24 protein-coding genes are annotated in these 22767 nt (G+C 41.6%); 21 read left to right on the top strand and 3 right to left on the bottom strand.

Annotated features, from left to right (window positions below; genetic code table 11):
* Window positions 1–174: 174 nt before the first annotated feature.
* Both ACFIKN_RS03950 and ACFIKN_RS03945 read right to left on the bottom strand, forming a co-directional pair.
* On the bottom strand, window positions 175–468 hold the full coding sequence (locus tag ACFIKN_RS03950) for a HigA family addiction module antitoxin (protein ID WP_375640137.1): 294 nt from the start codon (window positions 466–468) through the stop codon (window positions 175–177).
* Window positions 469–484: 16 nt separating this feature from the next.
* A complete protein-coding gene (locus tag ACFIKN_RS03945; protein ID WP_252619286.1) occupies window positions 485–766 on the bottom strand; it encodes a type II toxin-antitoxin system RelE/ParE family toxin in 282 nt (93 codons plus the stop codon).
* A 188-nt stretch (window positions 767–954) separates the two neighbouring features.
* On the opposite strand from ACFIKN_RS03945, the gene ssb reads away from it, so the two are divergent.
* From ssb to ACFIKN_RS03925, 4 genes are all read left to right on the top strand, one after another.
* Complete coding sequence (gene ssb, locus ACFIKN_RS03940) at window positions 955–1395, top strand: single-stranded DNA-binding protein (protein WP_375630890.1); 441 nt, start codon at window positions 955–957, stop codon at window positions 1393–1395.
* The gene (locus ACFIKN_RS03935) at window positions 1395–1715 is read left to right on the top strand and encodes a hypothetical protein (protein WP_375654634.1); all 321 of its coding nucleotides are present in this window, start codon (window positions 1395–1397) and stop codon (window positions 1713–1715) included. Before ssb ends, ACFIKN_RS03935 begins: the two co-directional genes overlap by 1 nt.
* Window positions 1702–2205 (top strand): hypothetical protein, encoded by a 504-nt coding sequence (locus ACFIKN_RS03930; RefSeq protein WP_375630888.1) that lies wholly within the window; start codon window positions 1702–1704, stop codon window positions 2203–2205. The genes ACFIKN_RS03935 and ACFIKN_RS03930 overlap by 14 nt, the downstream gene beginning before the upstream one ends.
* A gap of 69 nt (window positions 2206–2274) precedes the next feature.
* Window positions 2275–2532 (top strand): AbrB/MazE/SpoVT family DNA-binding domain-containing protein, encoded by a 258-nt coding sequence (locus ACFIKN_RS03925; RefSeq protein ID WP_375630887.1) that lies wholly within the window; start codon window positions 2275–2277, stop codon window positions 2530–2532.
* A gap of 675 nt (window positions 2533–3207) precedes the next feature.
* Here the strand turns inward: ACFIKN_RS03925 and ACFIKN_RS03920 are convergent.
* Window positions 3208–3693, bottom strand: coding sequence for a hypothetical protein (locus ACFIKN_RS03920; RefSeq protein WP_375630886.1), 486 nt, complete (start codon window positions 3691–3693; stop codon window positions 3208–3210).
* Window positions 3694–4002: 309 nt separating this feature from the next.
* On the opposite strand from ACFIKN_RS03920, the gene ACFIKN_RS03915 reads away from it, so the two are divergent.
* The 17 genes from ACFIKN_RS03915 to ACFIKN_RS03835 all read left to right on the top strand — a co-directional run bounded on the left by ACFIKN_RS03915 (window position 4003) and on the right by ACFIKN_RS03835 (window position 22639).
* On the top strand, window positions 4003–4317 hold the full coding sequence (locus ACFIKN_RS03915; protein ID WP_273724397.1) for a hypothetical protein: 315 nt from the start codon (window positions 4003–4005) through the stop codon (window positions 4315–4317).
* Window positions 4298–5623, top strand: coding sequence for a PBSX family phage terminase large subunit (locus tag ACFIKN_RS03910; protein ID WP_375657943.1), 1326 nt, complete (start codon window positions 4298–4300; stop codon window positions 5621–5623). Before ACFIKN_RS03915 ends, ACFIKN_RS03910 begins: the two co-directional genes overlap by 20 nt.
* Window positions 5608–7662, top strand: a complete 2055-nt coding sequence (locus ACFIKN_RS03905; RefSeq protein ID WP_375657942.1) for a portal protein — start codon at window positions 5608–5610, stop codon at window positions 7660–7662. The genes ACFIKN_RS03910 and ACFIKN_RS03905 overlap by 16 nt, the downstream gene beginning before the upstream one ends.
* 11 nt (window positions 7663–7673) lie before the next feature.
* On the top strand, window positions 7674–8585 hold the full coding sequence (locus ACFIKN_RS03900; RefSeq protein ID WP_375657941.1) for a hypothetical protein: 912 nt from the start codon (window positions 7674–7676) through the stop codon (window positions 8583–8585).
* Window positions 8586–8682: 97 nt separating this feature from the next.
* Entirely contained in the window at window positions 8683–9825 is a 1143-nt protein-coding gene (locus ACFIKN_RS03895) for a N4-gp56 family major capsid protein (protein WP_375630882.1), read from the top strand.
* Between the two features lie 19 nt (window positions 9826–9844).
* Window positions 9845–10294 carry a hypothetical protein gene (locus ACFIKN_RS03890; protein WP_375630881.1) on the top strand — a complete coding sequence of 150 codons (450 nt, stop codon included), beginning with the start codon at window positions 9845–9847 and terminating at the stop codon, window positions 10292–10294.
* A 72-nt stretch (window positions 10295–10366) separates the two neighbouring features.
* Entirely contained in the window at window positions 10367–11065 is a 699-nt protein-coding gene (locus tag ACFIKN_RS03885) for a hypothetical protein (protein WP_375612494.1), read from the top strand.
* The gene (locus tag ACFIKN_RS03880; RefSeq protein WP_375627859.1) at window positions 11065–12522 is read left to right on the top strand and encodes a hypothetical protein; all 1458 of its coding nucleotides are present in this window, start codon (window positions 11065–11067) and stop codon (window positions 12520–12522) included. The genes ACFIKN_RS03885 and ACFIKN_RS03880 overlap by 1 nt, the downstream gene beginning before the upstream one ends.
* A gap of 41 nt (window positions 12523–12563) precedes the next feature.
* Window positions 12564–12947, top strand: coding sequence for a hypothetical protein (locus ACFIKN_RS03875; protein ID WP_375630893.1), 384 nt, complete (start codon window positions 12564–12566; stop codon window positions 12945–12947).
* A 1-nt stretch (window position 12948) separates the two neighbouring features.
* Entirely contained in the window at window positions 12949–14004 is a 1056-nt protein-coding gene (locus tag ACFIKN_RS03870; RefSeq protein WP_375630879.1) for a tail fiber domain-containing protein, read from the top strand.
* Window positions 14004–15767 (top strand): hypothetical protein, encoded by a 1764-nt coding sequence (locus ACFIKN_RS03865; protein ID WP_375630878.1) that lies wholly within the window; start codon window positions 14004–14006, stop codon window positions 15765–15767. Before ACFIKN_RS03870 ends, ACFIKN_RS03865 begins: the two co-directional genes overlap by 1 nt.
* Window positions 15760–18006 carry a hypothetical protein gene (locus ACFIKN_RS03860; protein WP_375654415.1) on the top strand — a complete coding sequence of 749 codons (2247 nt, stop codon included), beginning with the start codon at window positions 15760–15762 and terminating at the stop codon, window positions 18004–18006. The genes ACFIKN_RS03865 and ACFIKN_RS03860 overlap by 8 nt, the downstream gene beginning before the upstream one ends.
* Window positions 18006–18998: a transglycosylase SLT domain-containing protein gene (locus ACFIKN_RS03855; RefSeq protein WP_375657940.1), complete on the top strand. Its 993-nt coding sequence runs from the start codon at window positions 18006–18008 to the stop codon at window positions 18996–18998. Before ACFIKN_RS03860 ends, ACFIKN_RS03855 begins: the two co-directional genes overlap by 1 nt.
* On the top strand, window positions 18991–19971 hold the full coding sequence (locus ACFIKN_RS03850) for a tail fiber protein (protein ID WP_375654413.1): 981 nt from the start codon (window positions 18991–18993) through the stop codon (window positions 19969–19971). Before ACFIKN_RS03855 ends, ACFIKN_RS03850 begins: the two co-directional genes overlap by 8 nt.
* Before the next feature lie 9 nt (window positions 19972–19980).
* On the top strand, window positions 19981–20244 hold the full coding sequence (locus tag ACFIKN_RS03845) for a hypothetical protein (protein WP_375654412.1): 264 nt from the start codon (window positions 19981–19983) through the stop codon (window positions 20242–20244).
* A gap of 6 nt (window positions 20245–20250) precedes the next feature.
* Window positions 20251–21960: a hypothetical protein gene (locus ACFIKN_RS03840; RefSeq protein ID WP_375657939.1), complete on the top strand. Its 1710-nt coding sequence runs from the start codon at window positions 20251–20253 to the stop codon at window positions 21958–21960.
* Window positions 21961–21973: 13 nt separating this feature from the next.
* The gene (locus ACFIKN_RS03835; protein WP_375625825.1) at window positions 21974–22639 is read left to right on the top strand and encodes a lysozyme; all 666 of its coding nucleotides are present in this window, start codon (window positions 21974–21976) and stop codon (window positions 22637–22639) included.
* Window positions 22640–22767: the final 128 nt, after the last annotated feature.

Here is a 22767-nt window from a genome sequence, read left to right as displayed (position 1 = left end):
TGCTCAGTTAAAAAGCTATAGTAAAATTTCCGATTTTATAAAACTGTTTAGATTAAATGGCGTTGTCTCTTCTCAACGTTCGATAAAATCAACAAGAGCATAAAAAACTATCATGGGCTGCTTGATTTTAAAGAACATGACCTCTAGGTGTGAAGAAAGATGGGCTAAGTCTTTCTAAAGATGCCCTACTTGCTCTAGAGGTGAAATATGTGGGATTGGGCTGTTATGCCGAGCTTGCCACAAATCATACTTTTGTTGCAATTTAAGCCAGAATTCCGCATCATTTAAACCCGCTTTTTCTAACCGTAAAGCTAAGTTAATACTAATCGCCGCATGGCAGTTTAAGACGCGGGATAAAGTTAAACGTGCAACGCCAAGACGATTTGCAGCTTCTGTTACTGTTAACCCTAATTCATCAAGCAATTCTTCTTTCAAAATGCCGCCAGGGTGTGGAGGATTGTACATCATAATAACACCTCAAAACTCAATGGTAATCTTGATAATCAACCAGTTCAACGTCTGTCCCAATGAAACGAAAAGTAACACGCCAATTTCCATTGACACGCATTGACCAGTAACCTTTTAAATCGCCCGTAAGCGCATGTAGACGATACGATTTAAGAGTAACTTGTTCAGGCGCGGATATTGTATCTAAAATTACTAAAATGTTTGCTAATTTTTTAGCATGCGCGGGTTGTATGCCTTTGCAGACTCCTCTTTCAAAGAATAATTTTAACCCTTTATGCTTAAAACTAACGATTGCCATATATACCCTCTTGATACTTGATACTATACACCATGCATTTATGTCAATTGATTATTTATCAAAGAGCATATTAAACATAATTTTATATGTTAAAAAACAATAATATCATTTTGAAATAATTGAAAAAATATGCAAATCATGCTAGGATTTTGTATGTATTAAAATACAAATTTAAGGTAAGAAAAAACATGCTAAATAAAGTGATGTTAATCGGGCGTTTAGGTGCTGATCCCGAAAGCAAAACAATGAATTCTGGAACAGAAGTAGTCAATTTTCGTATGGCAACTTCTGAGAGCTATACAGATAAAAATACTCATCAAAAAGTAGAGAAAACTGAATGGCATTCAGTTGTGATTTTTAATCCACATTTGGCAAAAATTGCACTTCAATATCTCAACAAAGGTTCAAAAGTTTACGTAGAAGGAAAATTACAGACACGCAAATGGCAAGATAAAAATGGGCATGACCGTTACACAACAGAGATTATTTTACCGCAATTCAAAGGCGAGTTAAAGCTCTTAGACGGAAAAAATAACGATAATCAAGAGCCATTATCTTCTTATGACAGAAGTTTCCAGCAACCTCTTGATACGCCTCATACTGTTATAAATGATGAGGTTCCTTTTTGATGTTAATGAGTCAATCCAATTCTTTGCAAATAATTATACAGAATAATATGCTTATGCAACAAGCGTTGTTAGGGAATAAGGGTAATGATGTACCTGCTACTGGTTTTGAAATAGCAATAATCATTGTATTTATGTTGACATTGGTTGTATTCGTTTGGGGGCTGGCTAATGATAAAATAAAGATAAGTGTATTAACTATAATTATAGGTCTCTCTTTATCCACGTGGTTATTTATTTTGGATAAAGAAACATGTTTAGCATCAGATGAAATTGGGCAAGATATTAGACAGACATTTGGGGGTATAAGTGAAAAAAAATAAAAAGAAAGATGCTTACATTTCACAAGTGAAAGTACGTCAAGATCCTGTTAATCAATTGGCAATTGAAATGCGTGCTAAACGCTTTGGTTTGACTATTGAAGAGGCTAAAAATCCGCTTGCTGGTACTTATGTTGGGCGGCTGTGTTTGCAAGGTGTGCTTACTCAAGACCAGTATGATGCTGCACAAAAATATCTTGAAGTGAAAAATGACTATTTGTGTGCAAAAGGTTTACCAAGCGCTGTTTATGATGAAATACCATCATCTTCTGATGACAAAGCAAGAGAAAAATGGGTTGAATTTGCAACAGGACAGTTTTCTAATATGCAAGAGGCGATAAAAGAAACACAACATCTCTATAGACAGTATAATCTTTATGCAGCAATACAATATATTGTTGTCGAAGACCGAACATTAGCACATCTTGTGAATTCATTGCGGGTCGCTCTTAACGCGCTTCATAAATATTTTGACAGAAAAACTAAATGGTAAATGTTTTATTGTTCTTTTTCCATACAATATGGAAAGTTATTGAAGGATAAGTTCTAGAGAGAGCATTTTATGTATATAACAAAATTACGTAAAGTTAGAGGGTCAGTTATGCTCTCTATACCGCCGGCATTGCTTGATGTTCTTCATCTTTCTGAAAACACGCAAGTGGGTTTGGTTGTTGACAATGGACGCTTAATTGTAAAGCCACAGGTATCGCCAAATGACACTCTTGAAGAATTGTTAGCACAATGTAACCCTTCAGATGATTTTGCGGATGATGATATGGAGTGGTTTGATGCCAAGCCTGTTGACAGAGAGCTCTTGTAATGAAGAGCGGGAAAGAGAATTGCGTTATGACGATATCTATTCGATTGCCTAGTGAACCCTATGATAAGGAGCTTGTCGTGTTAGTTTTGGCTGTTGGACATAGAAAAAATATATGTAAAGGCTAAGGAAAATCTTTTATAAAATATTTTGATTCTTAATCAAGGATTAAAAGGAGTAATACCGCGCAACTAATTAGAGCAGTTGTTAATAAAAAGAAATAAGCAGGAATTTTCAATTTAAAGCGCCAAAGTAAGTTAATGATGATGGACATTATACTAATAAATATGAATATTCCTGTTATAATGATGAATATAATGATGAAATCATCAAATGTTATGCGCCTCTGAGGTTTTTCATAATCAGAAACAGTGGAAAACGAAATGTTATATTGATTAATTCCACTATCTGATAAAATCTTGTTTGGGTGCTGTTCTACTACGTATTGCTTTTGCAAAACTTTAATTTTTTCATGTAAATTTTCATCAGTATTAGAAGACTTGTAATGAGTAAGAATCTGTTCACTGTTAGCATAATCAGAAAGAAAAAGCCCACTGATCACTATGATTAATAAGTAAATTATTTTTTTTGCTGATAAGTAATTCATTATTTCTTTTGTGGTTGGAGTTTAAGTATATATTAAAGATTAGGGAAAACGCTTAATAAATATTTTGATCGTTAGACAATTTTCCAAATAAATTTGATCAACGCTACCAGCGCTATAAGACAAATTAATATCAATGCTATAATCGCTACGATTCCTACAATTTTATCTAAATTTTCTATTATAGTAATAAAAATACCAATAAAAATTAACACTCCTAAAAATGCTATTCCTATTACAGGATAAAATACAAAAGCTGCCGACCCAGCCGCCCAAGCCGCTGTTTGGAATTGGAGGGACAAGAGCTCATAAAATGCGCTGTCAATATTTTCATCTTTTAAACTTAGCTTTTCTTCTCTTGCACATGCACTTAGTATCAAAAGATACGATACAAATGCTACAAATATTGGTACAATTAATTTATCTTGTTGTTGATTGTCTAATCCGAAGGGATTAAAAGCAAGTATCATAAGACTAATTATAGCAAAGAACGGTAAAAACAAAATTAGTGTAAATGTCTTTTTAATTCTGCATAAAGCAGCTTTTTTGAAAAATAACATTAATTCCCCCCACTTTTTGCTAATCAATAATTTAGTGCTTCCGTATAATTGATTCGTTGAGATAATACAATTGTGAGTTATTGGGTGCTAAAGACACTAGATTTAGGTGAAAAAAATAAAAAATACACAATATCGTGATTTTTTTTGTTGACAGGATATGAAAAATAGTGTTTTATGGTGCTGCTGTACTAGTCGAATTGTGTCTAGAATTACGGTAAAGGTATAACCTTTCTTATAAGTTTATATGATTGTTCAGAACCCTGCTTTTGCGGGGTTTTTTTATTGTCTTGTTTACAAAAAGAAACACACATGAAAACCACTGAAAAACTTGCAAAAAGAACGCCCCCAAAGGCAGGTCAAGGGCGGGTAAAAGGTGTGCCAAATAAAACGACACGTATTTTGAAAGAAGCAGTGCTTAAGGCAGCAGAGCGCGCTGGTAAGAAATATGGTGATGATGGTTTGGTCTCTTATCTAGAAAAACAGGCAATCAAATGCCCCGCTGCTTATTTGGCATTGTTGGGGAAGATTTTGCCTCTTCAAGTGACAGGGGAAGATGGCGGGGCGATTAAGATGATAACGCGTGTGGAAATCGCGCCTTTAGTTCATGACAACACGACAGATTAATATTGTTCCAAAGCTTATACCGATTTTTACAGATAAGGCTTTGGTGCGTGCTGCTTGGGGTGGACGAGGGTCTGGAAAGACAAGATCATTTGCCTTGATGGCTGCTTTAAAAGGCTATCAATTTGGTATGCAAGGGATATCGGGCACTATACTTTGTGCACGTCAGTTTCAGAATTCTTTGGCAGAAAGTTCATTGGAGGAGATTAAGCGCGCCATTGAAGCGCACGACTTTTTAAAGGACTATTACAAGGTTGGGGAGTCGTCGATTAAGTCGATAGATGGTCGTATAGCCTTTCAGTTTTCTGGTCTTGATCGCAATATAGCCAGTATCAAGTCTATGGGGCGTATTTTGCTTTGTTGGGTTGATGAGGCAGAGCCCGTTACAGAGACGGCTTGGCAAACGCTTATACCGACGTTGCGAGAAGAAGGAGAGGGATGGCGGGCAGAATTATGGGTGACATGGAACCCGTTGCGAGAGAATGCCCCCGTTGAGAAGCGGTTTCGCTTTTCAGACAATGCGGCAATTAAGCGTGTTGAGATCAACTGGTCAGACAATCCGAAGTTTCCCAAGATTTTGAATGAAGCGCGATTGGATGATCTGAGAAACCGTCCAGAGACCTATAAGCATATCTGGGAAGGGGATTATCTGAAAGCGGTTCAAGGCGCTTATTATCAAAAGGAAATGTTGGCAGCCGAGCAGGAGGGGCGGATAGGGCGCGTTGCTCGTGACCCCTTGATGCAAATACGTGCTTTTTGGGACATTGGGGGTACGGGCGCCAAGGCAGATGCAACAGCGATATGGATAGCACAGTTTGTGGGGCGAGAGATCAGAGTGCTTAATTATTACGAAGCACAGGGGCAGCCTTTATCGGAACATATCGGTTGGTTGCGTCAAAATGGTTATGAGAAGGCATTGATGGTTTTGCCCCATGATGGTGCGACCAGAGACCGTGTGCACAATGTGAGTTTTGAGAGTGCTTTAAATGATGTGGGTTTTGAAACGCAAGTGATCCCTAATCAAGGGGCAGGGGCGGTTAAGATGCGTATAGAGGCGGTGCGGCGTATTTTGCCTTCTGTTTGGTTTAATGAAGAGATGACGGTAGCAGGGCGCAAAGCACTGAATTGGTATCATGAGAAATGGGATGAGAAGCGCGGCATTGGTTTGGGTGCAGAGCATGATTGGTCGAGCCATGGGGCGGATGCCTTTGGTTTAATGTGCATTGTCTATGAAGCCCCCCATGTCAAACCCAAGCAAGAGCGTTATTGCACTATGGAAAGAGAAGCGGCATCATGGATGGCATTCTAGATCAAGACTTTCAAAAAACGACAATCCTTGATGAATATGAACTCTATAAGCGTTTAAAGTCTTGGTACGCAGAAGATGTTGAACGTGTCAATGAATGGCGTGAACAGGCGCGTGAAGATTTTGATTTTTATAATGGTCGTCAATGGGCAGAGGAAGATCTTGCGGTTTTAAAAGAGCAACGCCGTCCTGTCATGACTTTTAACCGCATTGCACCCCTTGTGAATGCTATTGTTGGAGCGGAGCGTAATAATAAGCGCGAAGTACAGTTTCAACCACGGCAAATGGGAGCAGCAATACCCAATGAATTGCTTACTGGAGCAGCAGAATGGTTTCGTGATGAGGCGGAGGCGGAATATGCCGATTCCGATGCTTTTCAGGATATGGTCATTTGCGGTATGGGCTGGACAGATACGCGGCTTGATTATGATACAGATCCCGAAGGGATACCTGCTGTTCAACGTTTAGATCCCTTAAAAATGGTTTGGGATGCCAATGCTGTAAGACCAAATCTCATTGACGCACAGCGTATGTGGTATGTTGATCGCAAATCCGTTGAGGATGCTAAAAGTCTTTTTCCTGATGTTGCTGTTGAAGATCTTAACGCCGATTGGGCTATCGATAGTACAACCGCTTCTGAGGATTCTCATGTGTCGCTTGATGCGTATCAAGATGACTCCAATGCGACTTCTCTCTCAGATCCGTATTCTGGGAAACGCTATGTTACGCTGGTTGAATGCCGTTGGTTTGAATATGAGACCACTTACAAGGCGCCTGATCTTCAAACTGGCCAGATGCGCAACTATAGCAAACAGGAGTTTGAACAGCTTCAAAGGGTAATGCCACAATTACAAGGGGTGTGTTTTAATAAAAAAGTGGTGAGACGCGCTTTTCTGGGACGACGTCTTTTAGCAAAGCCCGATAAGCCATTAGCACCTGATGGGCAACTTGGGTGGGAGTGTATCACGGGCACGCTGGATAAGCTTAAAAACCAGTTTTACGGGATTGTTCGCCCCGCAAAAGATCCACAAAAATGGTCGAATAAATATTTTAGCCAAGTGATGTATATCCTTAATAGCCAGTCTAAGGGCGGCTTGATGGCAGAACGAGGCGCTTTCGATGATGATCGCCAAGCCATGGAAAGCTGGGCGCGAACGGATACGATTACTTGGGTTAAAAATGGCGCGCTTACAGGAGGGAAAATTCAACCAAAGCCAAGTGCACAATTTCCCAATGGATTTTTCCAGCTGTTTAATGAATCGCGTGAAGCGATAACGCATGTAACAGGGTTATCGGCTGAGTTTATCGGAACACGGGAGGTCAACCAAGCCAATGTGCTGGAAAATACACGCCGGCAATCAACGCTTAATTTGCTTGCGGGGCTGTTTGATAATCTCAAGCTTTATCGGTGTAGGCAGGGAAAGATTATCCTTTATCTTATCCAGAATTATCTCTCTGATGGGCGTTTGGTGCGTATTTCTGGACAAGAGAATGCGCAGTATGTTCCATTAACACGTGAAGCTGTCACAACGCTTGAATACGACATTATTGTTGATGATTCACCGACAAGCCCCAATGAAAAAGAGAAAACTTTTGCGACAATTACGCAGATGTTGCCATTGCTTGGTGGGTTCTTAACACCGGAGATGATTCCAGATCTTTTAAAGCTTTCCCCACTACCGGCAACATTGGTAGCAAATTTAACGGCAAAAGCACAGCAGGCACAACAAGAACAACAGCAACAGCAGATGATGCAACAAAGCCAAGGGGCGCAATTAACTCCAGAGCAACAAGCAAAGATTGCTGTTTTACAGCAAGAAGCGCAAGAAAAGAGCACACTCTATCAACTTGATGCGCAGCAGAAACAAGCGGCATTGCAGCAGAAAAATATCGAACTTTTCTTGAAACAAGAACAAGCGCGCATGCAGCTCGAACTTCAACAGGCAAAAAATGAAATAGCGCAGCGTGATTTAGAACGCAAAGCTTTACAGACACAGTTGGAACACTATCGAGTTTTGACAAAAAATATAATAGCACATTGAAGGGACAGAATATGGAAGAAGAGTTTACGCCTGAAGAACAAGCAATCTATGATGAACATTTTGCCAGTGATAATGCTGTTGAGTTGGTCGAGCCAGAACAAGTTGAGGAAGTTTTTGATGCAGAGGAAAGTTCTGAACAGCCAGCTGTAGAACAACTTCAAGAGCAGCCAAATTCTGATGTAATAGAATCTGATAAACTAGAGCAAGAGCGGCAAGCACGACAAAAGGCAGAACAAAGCGTCATTGAAGCGCGTGAATTGGCTATTGAACTTGCGCAAAAATATGCCGCAATGCAGGAAGAAATCACGCGCCGCCGTGAGGAAAATATTCCCTCCCTAGAAGACGACCCAAAAGCACATTTTGCATGGCTTAGTCATAAGGTACAAGAACAACAGAAATTGCTTGATGAGTTTTCTCATATGAGAGAGAGCCAAGAGCGCATGAGTCAAGAGGAATATGAACGCCAAAAGTTGGGGGATTATTTCGAGGAAGCTAAAGCGCAAGTACAAGATAAATATCCAGATTTAGACAGTATCACGGACTATCTCTATGAAAGAGCAGACAGTGTCTTACAAGCGCAAGCAAGCCTTTATCCGCAATGGAAAGATCCAGAGGCACGGCAACAACAAATTGGTGCTGAATTGCGCCAAATATGCCAGCAGTGTCAGAAAGCCGGTATAAACCCAATTGAGGTGCTGGTGCAAAAAGCAAAAGCTTTTGGCTATAGTGGAGCGCCCGTTAAGGACGAAGTAGGAGCCCTTCAAGAGCGCTCTCAAGCAGCGCGGACGCTTACAGCGCGCGGCGGGCAAGTTCCAACAGGCGGTATGGATGTGAGAACGCTCTTTTCCATGCCAGAAGCCGAATTTGCTGTATGGGTTGAGAAAAATCCCGAAAAATTTGAACAAATTATGAGCAGAGCGTGAGATGTGCGTGGTGACGCAACAGAGAGAACCAAGTGATTGTTATCGTTTGGGGGTGCCGCAAGGCGAGTTTTAAAAACCAAGAAAGGCATTGATTGAAATGGCAGTAACACAGGTAAATCTTAATGACCCATTAGCCGTTGGCGTTTGGGCTAAGATGCTAAACACAGAAACTTCAAAAGCGTTGCCCATTGCACCGCTGATGGGAAAAGGAAAAAACAGCATTATTCAAGTATTGGATATGCTAGGAAAATCCGCTGGTGACTCTGTGACGAGCGGATTAAGAGTCCAACTTATGGGGGATGGCGTTAGCGAGGGACAAACGCTGGAAGGCAATGAAGAAGCACTCCAATTTATGAATGAAACGGTGCGTATTAACGAGCTTTCTCATGCTGTACGCGTAAAATATGAAGGCACCATTGATCAACAACGTGTTTTATTTAATTTACGAACAGAAGCAAAGGATGGGCTTGTTGATTGGTATGCAGATCGCTTAAGTTTGATGTTCTTCATTCAGGCAGCAGGTTATACAGCACCATGGATTCACTTCGAAGGACGCACCATAACCCTTAAACCCGTACATTATGGCTTTAATGCTCCATTAGAGCCAAGCAAATTGCGTATTATTCGCCCAGCTAAGAAAAAGACTGATGAAGAACTTACAAAAGACGATGTTTTTACATTAGATCTTATAGATCAGGCTGTTGAACGCGCTAAACTTGCTAATCCACGTTTGCGCCCTGTTCGTGTTGATGGAAAATCGGCATATGTGATGTATCTCCACCCAACACAGGTGACCCAATTGCGTACCAATACAAAGAGCGGGCAATGGTTAGACATTACCAAGGCAGCTTATGATGGCTCTGGAGCTAAGAACCCAATTTTTAATGGTTCTTTGGGGATGTATAACGGTGTCATTTTGCGTGAAGCTGAACATGTCCCCAATGGTATCAATTCAAAGACACAAGAGCCTGTAACATCTGTTCGCCGTGCTGTGTTGCTTGGTGCGCAAAGTGTTATCATGGCTTATGGGCGCGTTGGCAATGGAGCAACAGGAGGCGATGGGAAAGGGGGAACACGCTATAAACTTGTTGAAGAACTGTTTGATTATCAACGTGAATTTGGGGTTGCAGCTAAAACCATTATCGGCATGAAAAAATCACGCTATACCTTGCCGCATTCTGATCAAGGGGGGCAGGATTTTGGTACGATTGTTATCCCTTCTTTTGCCGAAGCAAGCTAATTATTAAAGGATGACAATTATGGCAGAAAAATCGCTAATTACACAGGAACCTGATGAAATCGTTGAAACCATTGAGACTATTGGCATGACAGATGAGGGATTGCCACCTGTTTTGCAGGGACGCAACAACTCTACGCAGCAGGTTAGTTTTTTACGGGCGTGTGTTAAATGTACAGACCAAGGGTTGATAACGAAAATTGGCGTTCTACCCCGAGGGGCTTTTATCAAAAGCATTACAGCTTATACTATGGAGGATTTTGAAGATGTAAAAGCTACATTTGGAAAAGAGCCTCATGGTAATGATTATGGAGATGTATGGCTTCGGCAATCTACCGATGGCAATGTGTACATACCCATGGAGGAACGAGATGTTCCATTAGAGGCTGAAAATACGATTTACATGACACGAGACAAGAAAAGCACCAAAGGTGATGCTGAGGTGATTGTTGAGTTTTACACTAATCGTTAAAGGCAAGGGGGCGTTTATTGCTTGCGTCCCCCTCCTATACAAGATGCCCCAATACATTTGGAAGAGGCTGATATGACAATAATAGTACAGACAGGTGGTCCGATTGGAGACAAACAGACCATTGCTCCTTGGGATAAAAATTTTATCCAGATGTTAAACGATATTCAGGATGAAATAGATGATCAAACAGATGAGTATGTTGATCAAGTGCAAAGGGCGATATTTTCGGCTATTCGCTTTTGTGAACGATTGCCTTTTTATTTCAATGAAAGCCGCGAAGTTGTTTTTACCACTCTAAAGGGCAAAAGCCGTTATGGCGCAGAGGAAAATCCAGTTATTCCGGCTGCTGTTCGCATTGTTGATGCTTACGTTTATGAAGATAATCACAGCAAAGCAAAGCTTTTGCAGGTAGATCCTCTTGTTATTGAGAATCTTGAGGATGATTGTAGCCATGGCATGCCTACACGCTATGCTTATTTTGAACAAAAGCTTGTCTTGTATCCAACACCAGAGCGCGTTTATTCTATCAGGCTTATTCTTGACCCTGTAAGAATAAAAGATATTGAGAGTGCACAAGAAGCGTCCATATGGTTTTTAGAAGCCTATGAACTGATCAAAACGCGTGCAAAATATGAAATTTATACCAATATTATTAAAGAACCACAGATGGCAGCGGCAGCTTTTGCCATGTTTCAAGAGCAACTCGATGCGCTTCAAATTGAAACATCACGGCGCAAGAATTTGTTAAAAATTCAACACACGGATTTCTGATGACCTTTATTCCTATTGCTGAGTATAGACCAGATGTTGCATTTATTAATAGTGGTTATTCTAGTGAGATCGTGAACGTTTTACCTGCACCAAATTCGTATATTCCGTTTCCCATTGTGGCGCCGGTCTCAGATCCTTTTCCGGATGTGATTTTGGGGGTCTATGCGGTGCGCTCATTGGGTGGTGTGCGCATCATTGTGGGGGCACCAACAAAACTTTATGAATATGACAACAGCACGCGCGGCTGGAAAGACATTAGCAAACCTCACACACAATATCACGCCAATGAGACTGCACTTTGGTCTTTTGCCTCCTTTGGTGATCATATCATTGCTGTTAATAGCAATGACCCACCACAAATGCTTTCGTTAAAAACGGATGAAAGGTTTTGTGATTTGAGTGGTAATCCCCCGCGTGCTGGACTTGTGCGTGTGTGGGGTGATTTTGTTTGCCTGATGCAATTAACAGATAAGCCAAACCGTGTTCAGTGGTCCGGTTTGAATGATGCGACACATTGGACGGTTGGGGAGAAAAGTTGCGATTATCAAGATTTTCCCGATGGAGAATATGTTCAAGGGTCTACGGAATCAACAAATCCACTTATTTTCATGCGCTCAGCCATTTATCATGCAACCTTTGTACCAGGCTCTAAAATTATATTCAGTTTTGCAAAAATAAAAGACAAAATAGGTGCGAAAAGCAGCACAGCAATTGCAAGCCGTGGAGACTGTACTTTCTTTGTCTCTGATGATGGTTTTTATCAAATCAACAGTGCTGGTGAAATGCTCCCTATAGGCTTTGGTAAAGTCGATAAAACCATCTTCACACTTTACAATAACTTTGCCATTGATGAGATGAGGGCATGTATTGATCCGGTCTATTCTCGTGTTTATTTTTCTATCAATGATAACACTGAAGGGATGCATATTTATGTTTATGATTGGCTTTTGCAAATATGGAGTGTCATTAAGGGGCAAAACCTTCTCTTATTTCCCCTTTTTGCAGCCGGTTATACATTAGAAGGCTTAGACGAAGTACAAGAGAGCTTGAAAGATTTACCAGCTTCTCTTGATAGTAAGATGTGGCAAAATGGTGCGCCTGTTTTGGGAGCCTTTACGCCAGACAACACATTTGGTTTTTTTGCAGGTCCTCCGATGGAAGCAGTTATTGCTTCACAAATTGTGGGGGATACGGGCAGGCAAATCAACTTGATGAGTGAGGCTTTTGTTCAAGCGGATACAACAAAAGGTTTTTTAAGTGTTGGGGCGGCTTTTATCATTGATAACAAGAACCAATTAAATTGGGCTAAAGAGCGTTATGCCGGCTATAATATTGGGATGTATAATATCCGCTCACGGGCGCGTTATCACGCTTTGCGTCTGAGAATACCAGAAGGCACGCCATGGACACATATAACAGGCTTTGATGTAACGCTGAAACCCGCGGGCATAAGATGAGTTTTAAGATCTATAATACAGAAAAATGGAGCGCTGAACAAATGGCGCCCTATTTTGATAATGTCATAAAATCGATAGCTTACTTTAATCAAAAATTCCCTGATGATTATAATACAGAGACCATTTTAAACGATATTTTGAAGGGAGAAAAAGTTCTTTGGATTATCGTTGATGCGCATGAAAACTTTATGGCGCATGTCACAACACAGTTACAAGAACTCGTCACTGGAGCATTAAGGGCGGTTGTTGTCACGCTTGGTGGAAAGGGAGGAGCACCCTTAACAAAGCTTATCACTCAGATTGAAGCTTATTACAAGGAAAAAGGGGCAGAAGAGCTTGTCATCATAGGCAGGCGAGGGTGGGAAAAATCTCTTAAAACGCATGGATATCTCGTTAATCTTTTAGAATATAGAAAGCAGCTTTAACATGGGAAAAAGTTCTAAACCAATCCAGAATACCCAAAACACGACGCAAACAAATGAACCCCCTGCATGGGCAAAAGGTATTTTTGAACACGCAGCTCAAGATGCCATGACTTTTTATAACCAAGGCAGCGGAAAAGCCGTTTATGACGGGCAGCGTGTTGCGGATTTAAGTGATCAAACAAAGAATGCGATTAATGGGCTTAGCAATAATACGCATAACTATGATAACAACACTTTAAATGGATTAGCCACAGGGCAAAATTCAACAAGCCAAAACTTAAAGAACATGGCTTCAGGGCAACAAATAGGCAATAACCCTTACTTTAATGAAGCACTTCAAAACGCATTAAATAAAGCAACAAGCTCTATTAATAGTTCATTGGCAGGTGCTGGGCGTTATGGTTCGGGTGCGCATACCGGCGTTTTGGCTGATGAATTGGGGGGCATAGCAACACAAGCTTTATCACAGCAATATAACCAAGATGTCAACAACATGATGAATGCCAATGGTCTCATTGACCAAGCAAACCAAAATCAGTTGGCGGGCGCCAATAACTTCTTTCAAGGTCAAGGTCAGGCAAATCTTAATGCGTTGACGGGAGGGAGTGTGCTTGATGCCAATCATCAACGGCAATTGGATGAAGAGCGGCAAAAATGGGAACAGCAGAACAATCTTGATTGGGACCAGTTAAGTAAGTTGCTTACAGCTGGTGGAGCTGTTGCTGGAAATTATGGAACGCGAACAGGACAAATGACGACATTGACTCCACAGCCAAAACCTAATCCGTGGGAGATTGTTGGAAATGTTGGAACTATCCTTGGTACTTTTGCTGGGCTTAGTGATATCAGAGCAAAAGAAAACATCAGAGAAGCTGGGCAGAGAAATGGCTATAAACTCTATGAATACAACTACAAGGGGCACCCAGAGCGCTATCGCGGGGTGATGGCACAGGATGTTTTGAAGTCAAAGCCAGAAGCTGTTTTCTTGCATAAGGCGACAGGCTTTTTGCATGTGGATTATGGCAAGCTTGGCTTTGAGATGGAAAGGGTGCAGTGATGTTTTGGCGAGAAGAATTAAATGCATTAGAGCGTGAAAAAGCTTATAGAAAGCGTAAAGCGTTGGAACTTGCTGCTTTTAGCACAAACTCTTTTGATGTGAGCAATGGGGATAATACTCCACAAAAATTGAGTCCTACAGAGCTTATTCGTGGTTCTCAAGCAGGGACAGAACAAGCTGGGAAAAAAACGCCAGCAGAATTGATTATGTCTACAGATGATTTAAAGCGCCAAATGCCTCCATTGCCGGATGTTTCAAAGGATACTGTTAAGGTACAAGAGGCGCCAGAGCAACAAAAGTATGACTTCTCAGATCAGGGAGGTGTTGCATCAATGATTCCTCAATCTCCACTTGTTGGGAACATTGATCAGTCTAGTGGGGATGAAGCTGGGCGACAGCAAAAAAATGTGATGGATTATATTGCTCAACTTAATGAGAAATCTATAGCGGAAAACTCTTTGAAAAATGATTCTGGAAATGATGAGGAAAAGCTTTTTGATGCACCTATAGAAGAAGAAAAACATTTGAATGCACACTTACCAGAAGAGGAGCATTTAAAAGCAAGTGGTGATCTTGAACAAAAAACAGATTATATCAAGTCACTTGATAACTTTGTTCAGACAGGAGCAAATCCAAGTAGCTTATGGGAGCGTTTTAGAAAATCAGAATTTTCCGAGCATTTAATGGATTTTTTTGCAGGGCTTGCGTTAGGAAAGACACCACAAGAAAGTTTTTCAAATGCATCTATCCTTATGCGGCAGGGCAACAAGGAACGCGCACAATATAAACAAACTTTGCAATTTTTACGCTCTAAAGGGTATAGCGATGAAGATGCGCAAGCACTCACGCAATATCCAGATCTTGCCATGAAAATCATAGGCAACACGTTAAGCCCTCAAGAAGGCTATAGAACATTGACAGCGGAAGAAAAGGCAGAGCAGGGATTGCCTGAGGATATGACTTTCCAAGTCTCAACAAGCACAGGGAAAATTATACCTGTCCAAGGAGGACAGCGTTCCACTGCTTCTGGATTAGGGGGGAATACCGATGGCATGCTGTCAAAGCCTGAATCAGGTTATATGTATGTTAAGGATGAAAATGCACTTGGTGGCATACGTGCGGTGCCAATTGCAGGCAGTGGTTCAGAACATAAATTAATTCAAGAACAGAAGGAGGAGGAGCGTAAAAACCAACAAATGCAAATGCGAATTCTGGAAACAGCAGACAGGTCAAATCGTATACTCTCAGCATCTAAAGAATTGCTAAAAACTATTGAGGAACACCCGCATGTTGTTGGTTTCACTGGTCCTATAATGTCGTTCCTTCCTAATTCTAAGGCAAAAGATTTTGGGCATATGCTCGATTCATTGAAGGCAAGTATCGGGCTTGATGCCTTGAGAAAAGCAAAAGCATTTTCACCAAATGGCGCATCTGGCTTTGGGAATTTGTCTAATATGGAATTGCAAGCATTGCAAAACTCTGTAGCGGCGTTGTATCAAGATCTTTCTGCAGAGCAAATGAAGAAATCTTTAAAAACAGTTATTGACACTTTCAATAAATCCAATGCAGCAACGCGCGCAATTCTTTTTGGTGGTGCAGAAGCAACAAACGAGCTCGTTCGAGCCGCCTATGGGCAAGATGCTTATAAGGGAAATCATGCACAGTCAAATGATCCACTAGAAAAACAGATAGAAGCATTGCCGGAAGGCATGTTGTTCGTTGATAGAGATGGACGCATTAAGGAGAAACAAACCAATGGCTGAAGTAATCCCCCCTCTTATTAATCGTAAAAACACAAGAGTCATTGGGCATATAAGTGACTATACACCAGAACAGCTTCAAGAGCTTTTCGCGAAGAATAAGGAAAGGCTAAGTGGTTCTGTTACAGGAAATAATGGTGCAACAGAGGAAGATGGTCCACATCCAAGTGCAGCGGGTGCTTTTGGATGGGGAGCTCTTCATGGGTTAACTATGGGGTATGATGATGAAATAGCTGGAGTATTCGCTTCGGGACCTCTGGGACCTATTAATTATTGGATGGGAGATGAAGAAGCAGTTAAAAAATATAATGAAGTGACAAAGCGATGGCGTGATTATCAAAGAGCGGCGAACCGAGATCATTTTTATGCATCTCTTGCGGGGAATTTAACGGGTGCTGCGGCACCCGTAATTGCTTCTGCCCTCTTTCCACCCGCGGCAGGGGCTACTGCTGCTGCTCGTGCGGCAATTGGGGCTGATGTTGTGCTGGGAGGTAGAGCTGGTGTTGCAGGAGCACAAATAACCAGTAAAGCTTTAGCAGCAGGAGAAAGGGCGGTGCAATCTGCTTTAGCAGAGGGTGCGGAACGGGCAGCGGCAAAAGCTGCAGGTGAAGCAGCAATGAAAGCAGTAGCAAGTAAAGAGGCAGCAAAATTTAGCTTGGGGCGTGCAGCAAAAACTGGAGCCATTTATGGTGGAATAGCAGGCAGTGGTGAAGGGGAAGGGCTTGCAGATACTCTAGTGTCTGCTGGGTTAGGTGCAGGGCTAGGCGTTGCAACACCATTTGTTGCCAGTGGTGTATCAAAAGCAACATCTTTTGCGACAAGATCACTTAAAAAAACGCCTGCTATTGTGAAAAAAACACCTGCGGCTCTCAAAAACACAGTTGGAAAATTGTTTGGTAAAACTGAACCAATAACACAAGGTGTAGAAAAAGAAGCATTTCAGATAAGCGATAGAGCGCTTAGGGATGTAAGCCAAACTTTAGGGGATGAAGGTGTTGATAAACTTGAAAGAGCATTAAAACAGCGAGGTCCTGATTCAATGATTATTGATCTTCATGATGAGCTTGCTAAAAGAGCTTTTAAGGCAGCAAAAAAAGACCATGATACATATTCGCTCATAAGTAATCGTTTGAATGAAAGACAAGATGCGAGTGCACTGCGGGTACAGGATGCGTTGACAGATGTGATGGGTCCAAAAGTAGATACGCTTAATTTAAAGCAAGAGATTATCAAACAAGCACAGAAAAAGGCTGAACCATTTTATGAGAGGGCGAAAGCTTCTCCCATTTCTAATGCTGTCAGTAAAGATTTATCGCGGTTGCAAGAAACTCCTGCCTTCCAAAAAGCCTATAAAAAAGCAATTGCGCAAATGCCAAATGAAGCGGATGCAACAGTTATAGGGAGCAATGGATATCCAAAGCTGAATATGCGAATTTTACATAAGATGAAAGAGGTTTTGGATGATCAAATTAATTCTGCGCGCATCAAAGGAAAATGGGGATATGCTCGAGATTTGACTGATTTCAAACAACGCATTCTGGACGTTTTGGATACGTCCTCTCCAGATTATGCTAAAGCACGGAAAATTTATTATGACGAGCGTACTATTGGTGATGCCCTCGAGCAGGGAGAGCAAGCGCTGAAGAAGAGCGTTAATCTCGACACAATCAACAGACAACTTTCAGATTTGGGGTTGATGGAAAAAGATGCGTTTCAAAAAGGTATACGGTCGCAACTAGAACATGCGGCAGGCAATGCACAGAATTTTGATCACAATCTTTTGAGTTTGTTTGACACAAAAAATGGTCAAGAAAAATTACAGCGTATTTTTGGTGAGGATAAAGCCAAGCAACTTATGAAAGTGTTGCGACCAGAAGTGGAAAGAACAAAGCTTTTTGCACGATTGCCAAACCATATGGGTGAAGTGGAAGAGAGGGGGGAACAACAGACTATGGGTATAGGAAAGATTGCTTTCATCAAGGCAGTTGTAAAAAATTTCGCAAGAGAATTTGGACGCAAACTCTTAGGAGTGCATAGAGAGACTGAGAGAGATATTGCGGCTCTCATCACAGCACGGGAAAAAGGGGAATTTGGGTTAGCAAGAGAAAAAGCTGTTGAATTAATTAAGAAGTTTCATGAAGCAGAAAAGAAACGCTTAATAACCAAAGAAGACCACACAAAATTCTTCAATTTTATTGGCATTCTTTTGAATAGCAGTGCTGATAGAACGGTTATAAACTAATGATCAATTTTCATCCCAATGTGAAGCGTGCTATCTCACAGGCAGCACAAAAATATGGTTTACCAGAAAGCTTTCTTGAACGTGTTGCTATGATAGAAAGTAATGGTAATCCAAATGCAAGAAATAAGAACAGCAGTGCAGGGGGGCTGTATCAATTTCTCGATTCAACAGCAAAACACTATCAACTCAATAACAAGTTTGATCCCTTTCAAGCAACCGATGCTATGGCACGGTTAACGAAGGATAATACACGTTATTTAGCCACAGCATTAGGCAGAGAGCCATCAGAAGCAGAGCTTTACCTCGCACACCAACAAGGACCAGCAGGGGCAGTAAAGCTTATCAAAAATCCACATATTCCAGCGAGCCAGCTTTTAGGTCGACAGGCAGTCACACTCAACGGTGGCAACATGGAAGCTACAGCAGGGGATTTTATGAATCATATTTATGGGCTTTATAATAAAACGGGAGATGCTTTGAAGAGAACGATACAGCAAAACCAAAGCAATGGACAAGCAGCACCAAACGAGGAGGGTCCTTTGTGTGGGTTTGAGAGGCTTCAAAAGACACTTCAAGGTAATCAAGTGGGGCAAGGTAATCAAGGGGGCAACCAATTGATGGCATATGACACGCCATTTCCAAACAGAATGATGGCACCTGAAAGCAGAGACAATTTAACAGGACAGATTATGGAAACCACACCATTGCAAGCACAAGGTATTGATGCAGGTGCTCTTAAAAAGGGCTTTTCCGGTTTGCTTCATTTAATGAGAGAGAATGGAGAACGACAAAAACAGCAGGCACAGATGGTACAGCAACAAATGTTACAGCAACCAGTCATGGCGGGTTTCTCACAATCGACTGGGGGACCGACAGATTTAACACCTCTTATTGATCCCTCTAGGCGGCAATCTGTTGGTTCCTATGGGCGGCAAAAAGAAGAGCAATTGCGCGAAGAGCTATTAAGAAGAACGGGGGCTTATCATGTCTGATATTTATGACTGGTCACTCACAGCTGATCAAAATGCCAATTCCGATAGTATCATTAATTGGGCAGAAGGGCAGCCGCCTAGTTCTGTTAATGATAGTGCGCGGGTCATGATGCAGCGTATACGTGAATATCTTGCCGATAATGGTGGTTCTCTTGACTCAAAGTTTATTGTGAATGGAAAGGAACAAACAACATCAATTACGTTGACGACGGTTTCTCCAATAGCAAAATATAAAAACGATATCATTATCCGCTTTAAGGCGTGTGGTATAAATATTGGTACGACAACAATAAACATGAATAATATAGGAGCAAAGCCACTCTATAAAGCCACCAGCACGGGAATAGTATCATTGACAGGTGGTGAGTTACAAACAAATGGTATTTATGAAATAGTCTATAATGATGGCGTATCAACAAAAGGTCTTGATGGCTGGTATCTTTTAAACCCTACCCCCATTCCACCACCGAAGGTCGAAACCTTTCCTTGTGGTTTTATTGCGACCTTTGCTATGCAAGAAGTCCCAAACGGCTGGCTTTTATGTGATGGCGCTACTTATGAACGCAAGGATTATCCGCAATTATTCAAGGCGATAGGGGATAAATGGGGAAAAAACAGTGATACAACCTTTAAAGTTCCAGATTTTAGAGGAGTGTTTTTGCGCGGCTTTGATAATGGTCGCGGTTTAGACAGAAGTAGACAATTTGCCGATATACAGCAAGATTGCCTTAAATCGCATACACATATTTGTAGTGTTGAATCGGCGGGACAGCATACACACGAGTTTCAGTATAATGGAGTGGGATGGAGTGCCAATGATATTGGTAGAAGAAACCCCTCTTATCACTATCAAACCCTTTCAGGGATAACAGAACCTGCTGGAGTGCATACGCACAAGGTAACACTTTCTTCAACGGGTGAGGCAGAAACGCGCCCTATTAATGTACCGGTTGTTTATGCCATAAAATCATAAGGTTTTCAGATGATCAATAATCCGTCTGCTATTGATGATATTGCGGACGCGGAGCAAATCCGCGTCCTTTTTTATGCAAGCAATAGAATGGTTCACGCACCCTTAAATAAGGTGCTTGATCTTGTCAAAAACGATATACAGCATGATCTTTTAAGCGCTTTGGCAGAGTATCAAGAAGCAACAGATAAACGCATAGAGACCATGCAAAAACTTATTGATGAATTACAGTCTCTCATCCCCAAAAATCTCAAAAACAGACTTACTAAGGAATGAAACGCGATGCCATTACCCTATCATACGCACATATTTAAGCTTGAACCAGCAACAAAGAAAGAAGTCAAAGAAGGTATTTTAAATAGTAAGGCTCTTGCACCTGTTTCAGTAGGAAGTGCAGCAGCTTATCAGGTAGAATATTTTGCAACAGCTGCTCAAGGGAAAAAGGCTGATGATGCTGTTGCAAAGAGAGATATTGGAGCTCTTGCTTACAAAGATAAGGTCACAATCCACGATATTGAAGCAAGTGGTGAAGCTCGTGAGAATGCGATTTTATCAGGCGCTGGCTGGGTAAAAATATCGCCTTTAGGGATTGGCGATATGAAGGCTGCTACATATGATCCCGATAATGTGGGGGCAAATGTATTTTCTATGGAAAATATGAACGAGGGTCCTACCAAAAAGATCTTAACCACAGAGGAAAGATCAAAGCTACGATGGTTGAGTTCTACGCAGCCAACGATGGAAAAATGGCGGAGGGGAGATGAAGGTGTTTATTATCCCATATCTCCGGTAGATCTCAAAAATACCATTAGTTATTTTGTAGGATTAAAGTCTGTTGGTATGTCAAGATTAGTCTATGATCCAGATAAAATAGAAAAAGATGCCTTTGATATGGAGAATATGAAAGAGGGGAATACGCATTTTATTTTAACCCCTCAAGAACGTGCACAGGTTGCAAAAATTGATAAAATTGAAGATGTGGCACAACACGCACAGGAAAGCGCACAACAAGGGCTTTATGCAGCAAGTGAGGCAAGGAGTATAGGGAGTGCTGCATTCAATACAGCGAAAGATGCGCAAGATCACGCTGTAGATGCGAAAAATACCGCTGAGTCCGCACAAAAAACAGGAGACAGGGCACAAGCTGTGGCAAGTGTCGCACAAGAAACAGCGGATAGTGTACAGAAAAAAGTTGATCTCATTCAACCTCTTGCAAAAAAAGACTGGATTGATGGCATAAAGACAGTGGATGCACTTATCTCACCAGCCAAACTGATGGCTTCAATCAAAGCAAATAGTAGCAATAGCAGCGGCGCTGGTAGCGGCAACAATGGTGGCGGGGTTAGAAAACCTGTTGAAATTCTGATGACAGAAAGCGGAGATATTCCATTGCCTGATGGTATTACTGCTGACACCGATATCGAAGTATGGGCTTGGGGCGGTGGAGGTGGTGGCGTTAAGGATGGTGGCGGCGGCGGCGGTCAATGTGTGCATGTTAAAATGAAAGGTTCTGATTTAGATAAATTAAAAACAGCTTACATTGGTCGTGGTGGTAAAGGCAATGACAGTAACATTTTGTGCAATGGTGGTAGAACAATGATCAAAGGGCTTGTTACAGCAGAAGGAGGATATTCCGTTTCCATGACTCTCGTTAACTTTGGAGGGAAAGGTGGCGATGGAGGAGGAAACAGAGAGGGCATCAGTGGTGAGAGTTTTATTTTTTCTGGTGGGAATGGTGGAGGAAGTGGAGTCGACGGCAAGAGAGCTGGTACCGGTGGAAGTTCGTTTCTTGGCGGCGGCGGCGGCGGTGGTGGTCAATGCAAGGGTTCTATCATGGGGCAAGGTGGTGAGAGTTACAAAGGTGGTAACGGTGGTAGAGGTGGTAAAGAATGCGGCGGCGGCGGCGGTGGATATTTTGATGGGAAACACGGAAGCGACAAAATTGGCGGCGACGGCGGTGATGGAGCAGTACTCATAAAGGTATATTTATAAGGTGAATTGAACAATGGCACGGAAAATAAGTAAAGACTGTTTATACTGTTTAAAAAAGTGGGAAGGTTTGCGCTTGCAGGCTTATCAAGATACTTCTGGCATATGGACGATTGGTTATGGTCATACGAAAAAAGCCGGTCAACCAACAGTTGTTGAGGGTATGGTGATTACGGAAAAAAAAGCCGAAACCATGCTTTTAGCAGATTTGCAGCAATATGAGAGAGCGGTAGAAAAAGCAGTTTGTGTGAATTTAAGCGATGAACAGTTCGGCGCTCTTGTTTCCTTTTGTTATAATGTGGGTATTGCAGCTTTCCAAAACTCTACATTGCTTAAAAGGCTTAATCGGGGGGATTATGAAGCTGTACCAACCGAATTGCAGAAATGGACCAAAGCGGGAGGCAAGCGTTTACAAGGTCTTGTACACCGGCGTGTAGCAGAGGCAGGGTTGTGGGCGAAAGGGGCTTATGTTTCCTCCAATTATCAAACAGTAGAAACGCAAGCACCAACGGGGGTTTTCAAAGCAGAAGCATTGGCACCGATTATTGGTTCTTTCTCAGGTCTTGGTGGATTTTTAGCGGGCAATGGACCCATTCAATGGGCTTTGGCAACCATTATGGTTTTAGCCGCATGTACTGGCATTTTCTTTGTTGCTAAACGCTTTCAGGAGCACCGCCTATGATCTTATGGATGAAAAGAAACTTGATGGTAACAGGTGCGGCTTTAGCCGCTTTTTTTATGATTTTAGCAAGAGCTTTTACTCTTGGGAAAAAAGCAGAGCAACAAAAGCAAACAGAAAAAGCTTTAAAA

It is taken from the genome of Bartonella sp. CL436QHHD (genome assembly GCF_042195105.1).
Taxonomy (GTDB): domain Bacteria; phylum Pseudomonadota; class Alphaproteobacteria; order Rhizobiales; family Rhizobiaceae; genus Bartonella.
The sequence above is the reverse complement of the archived record's forward strand: the minus strand, read 5'-3'. Positions and strand labels throughout refer to the sequence as shown.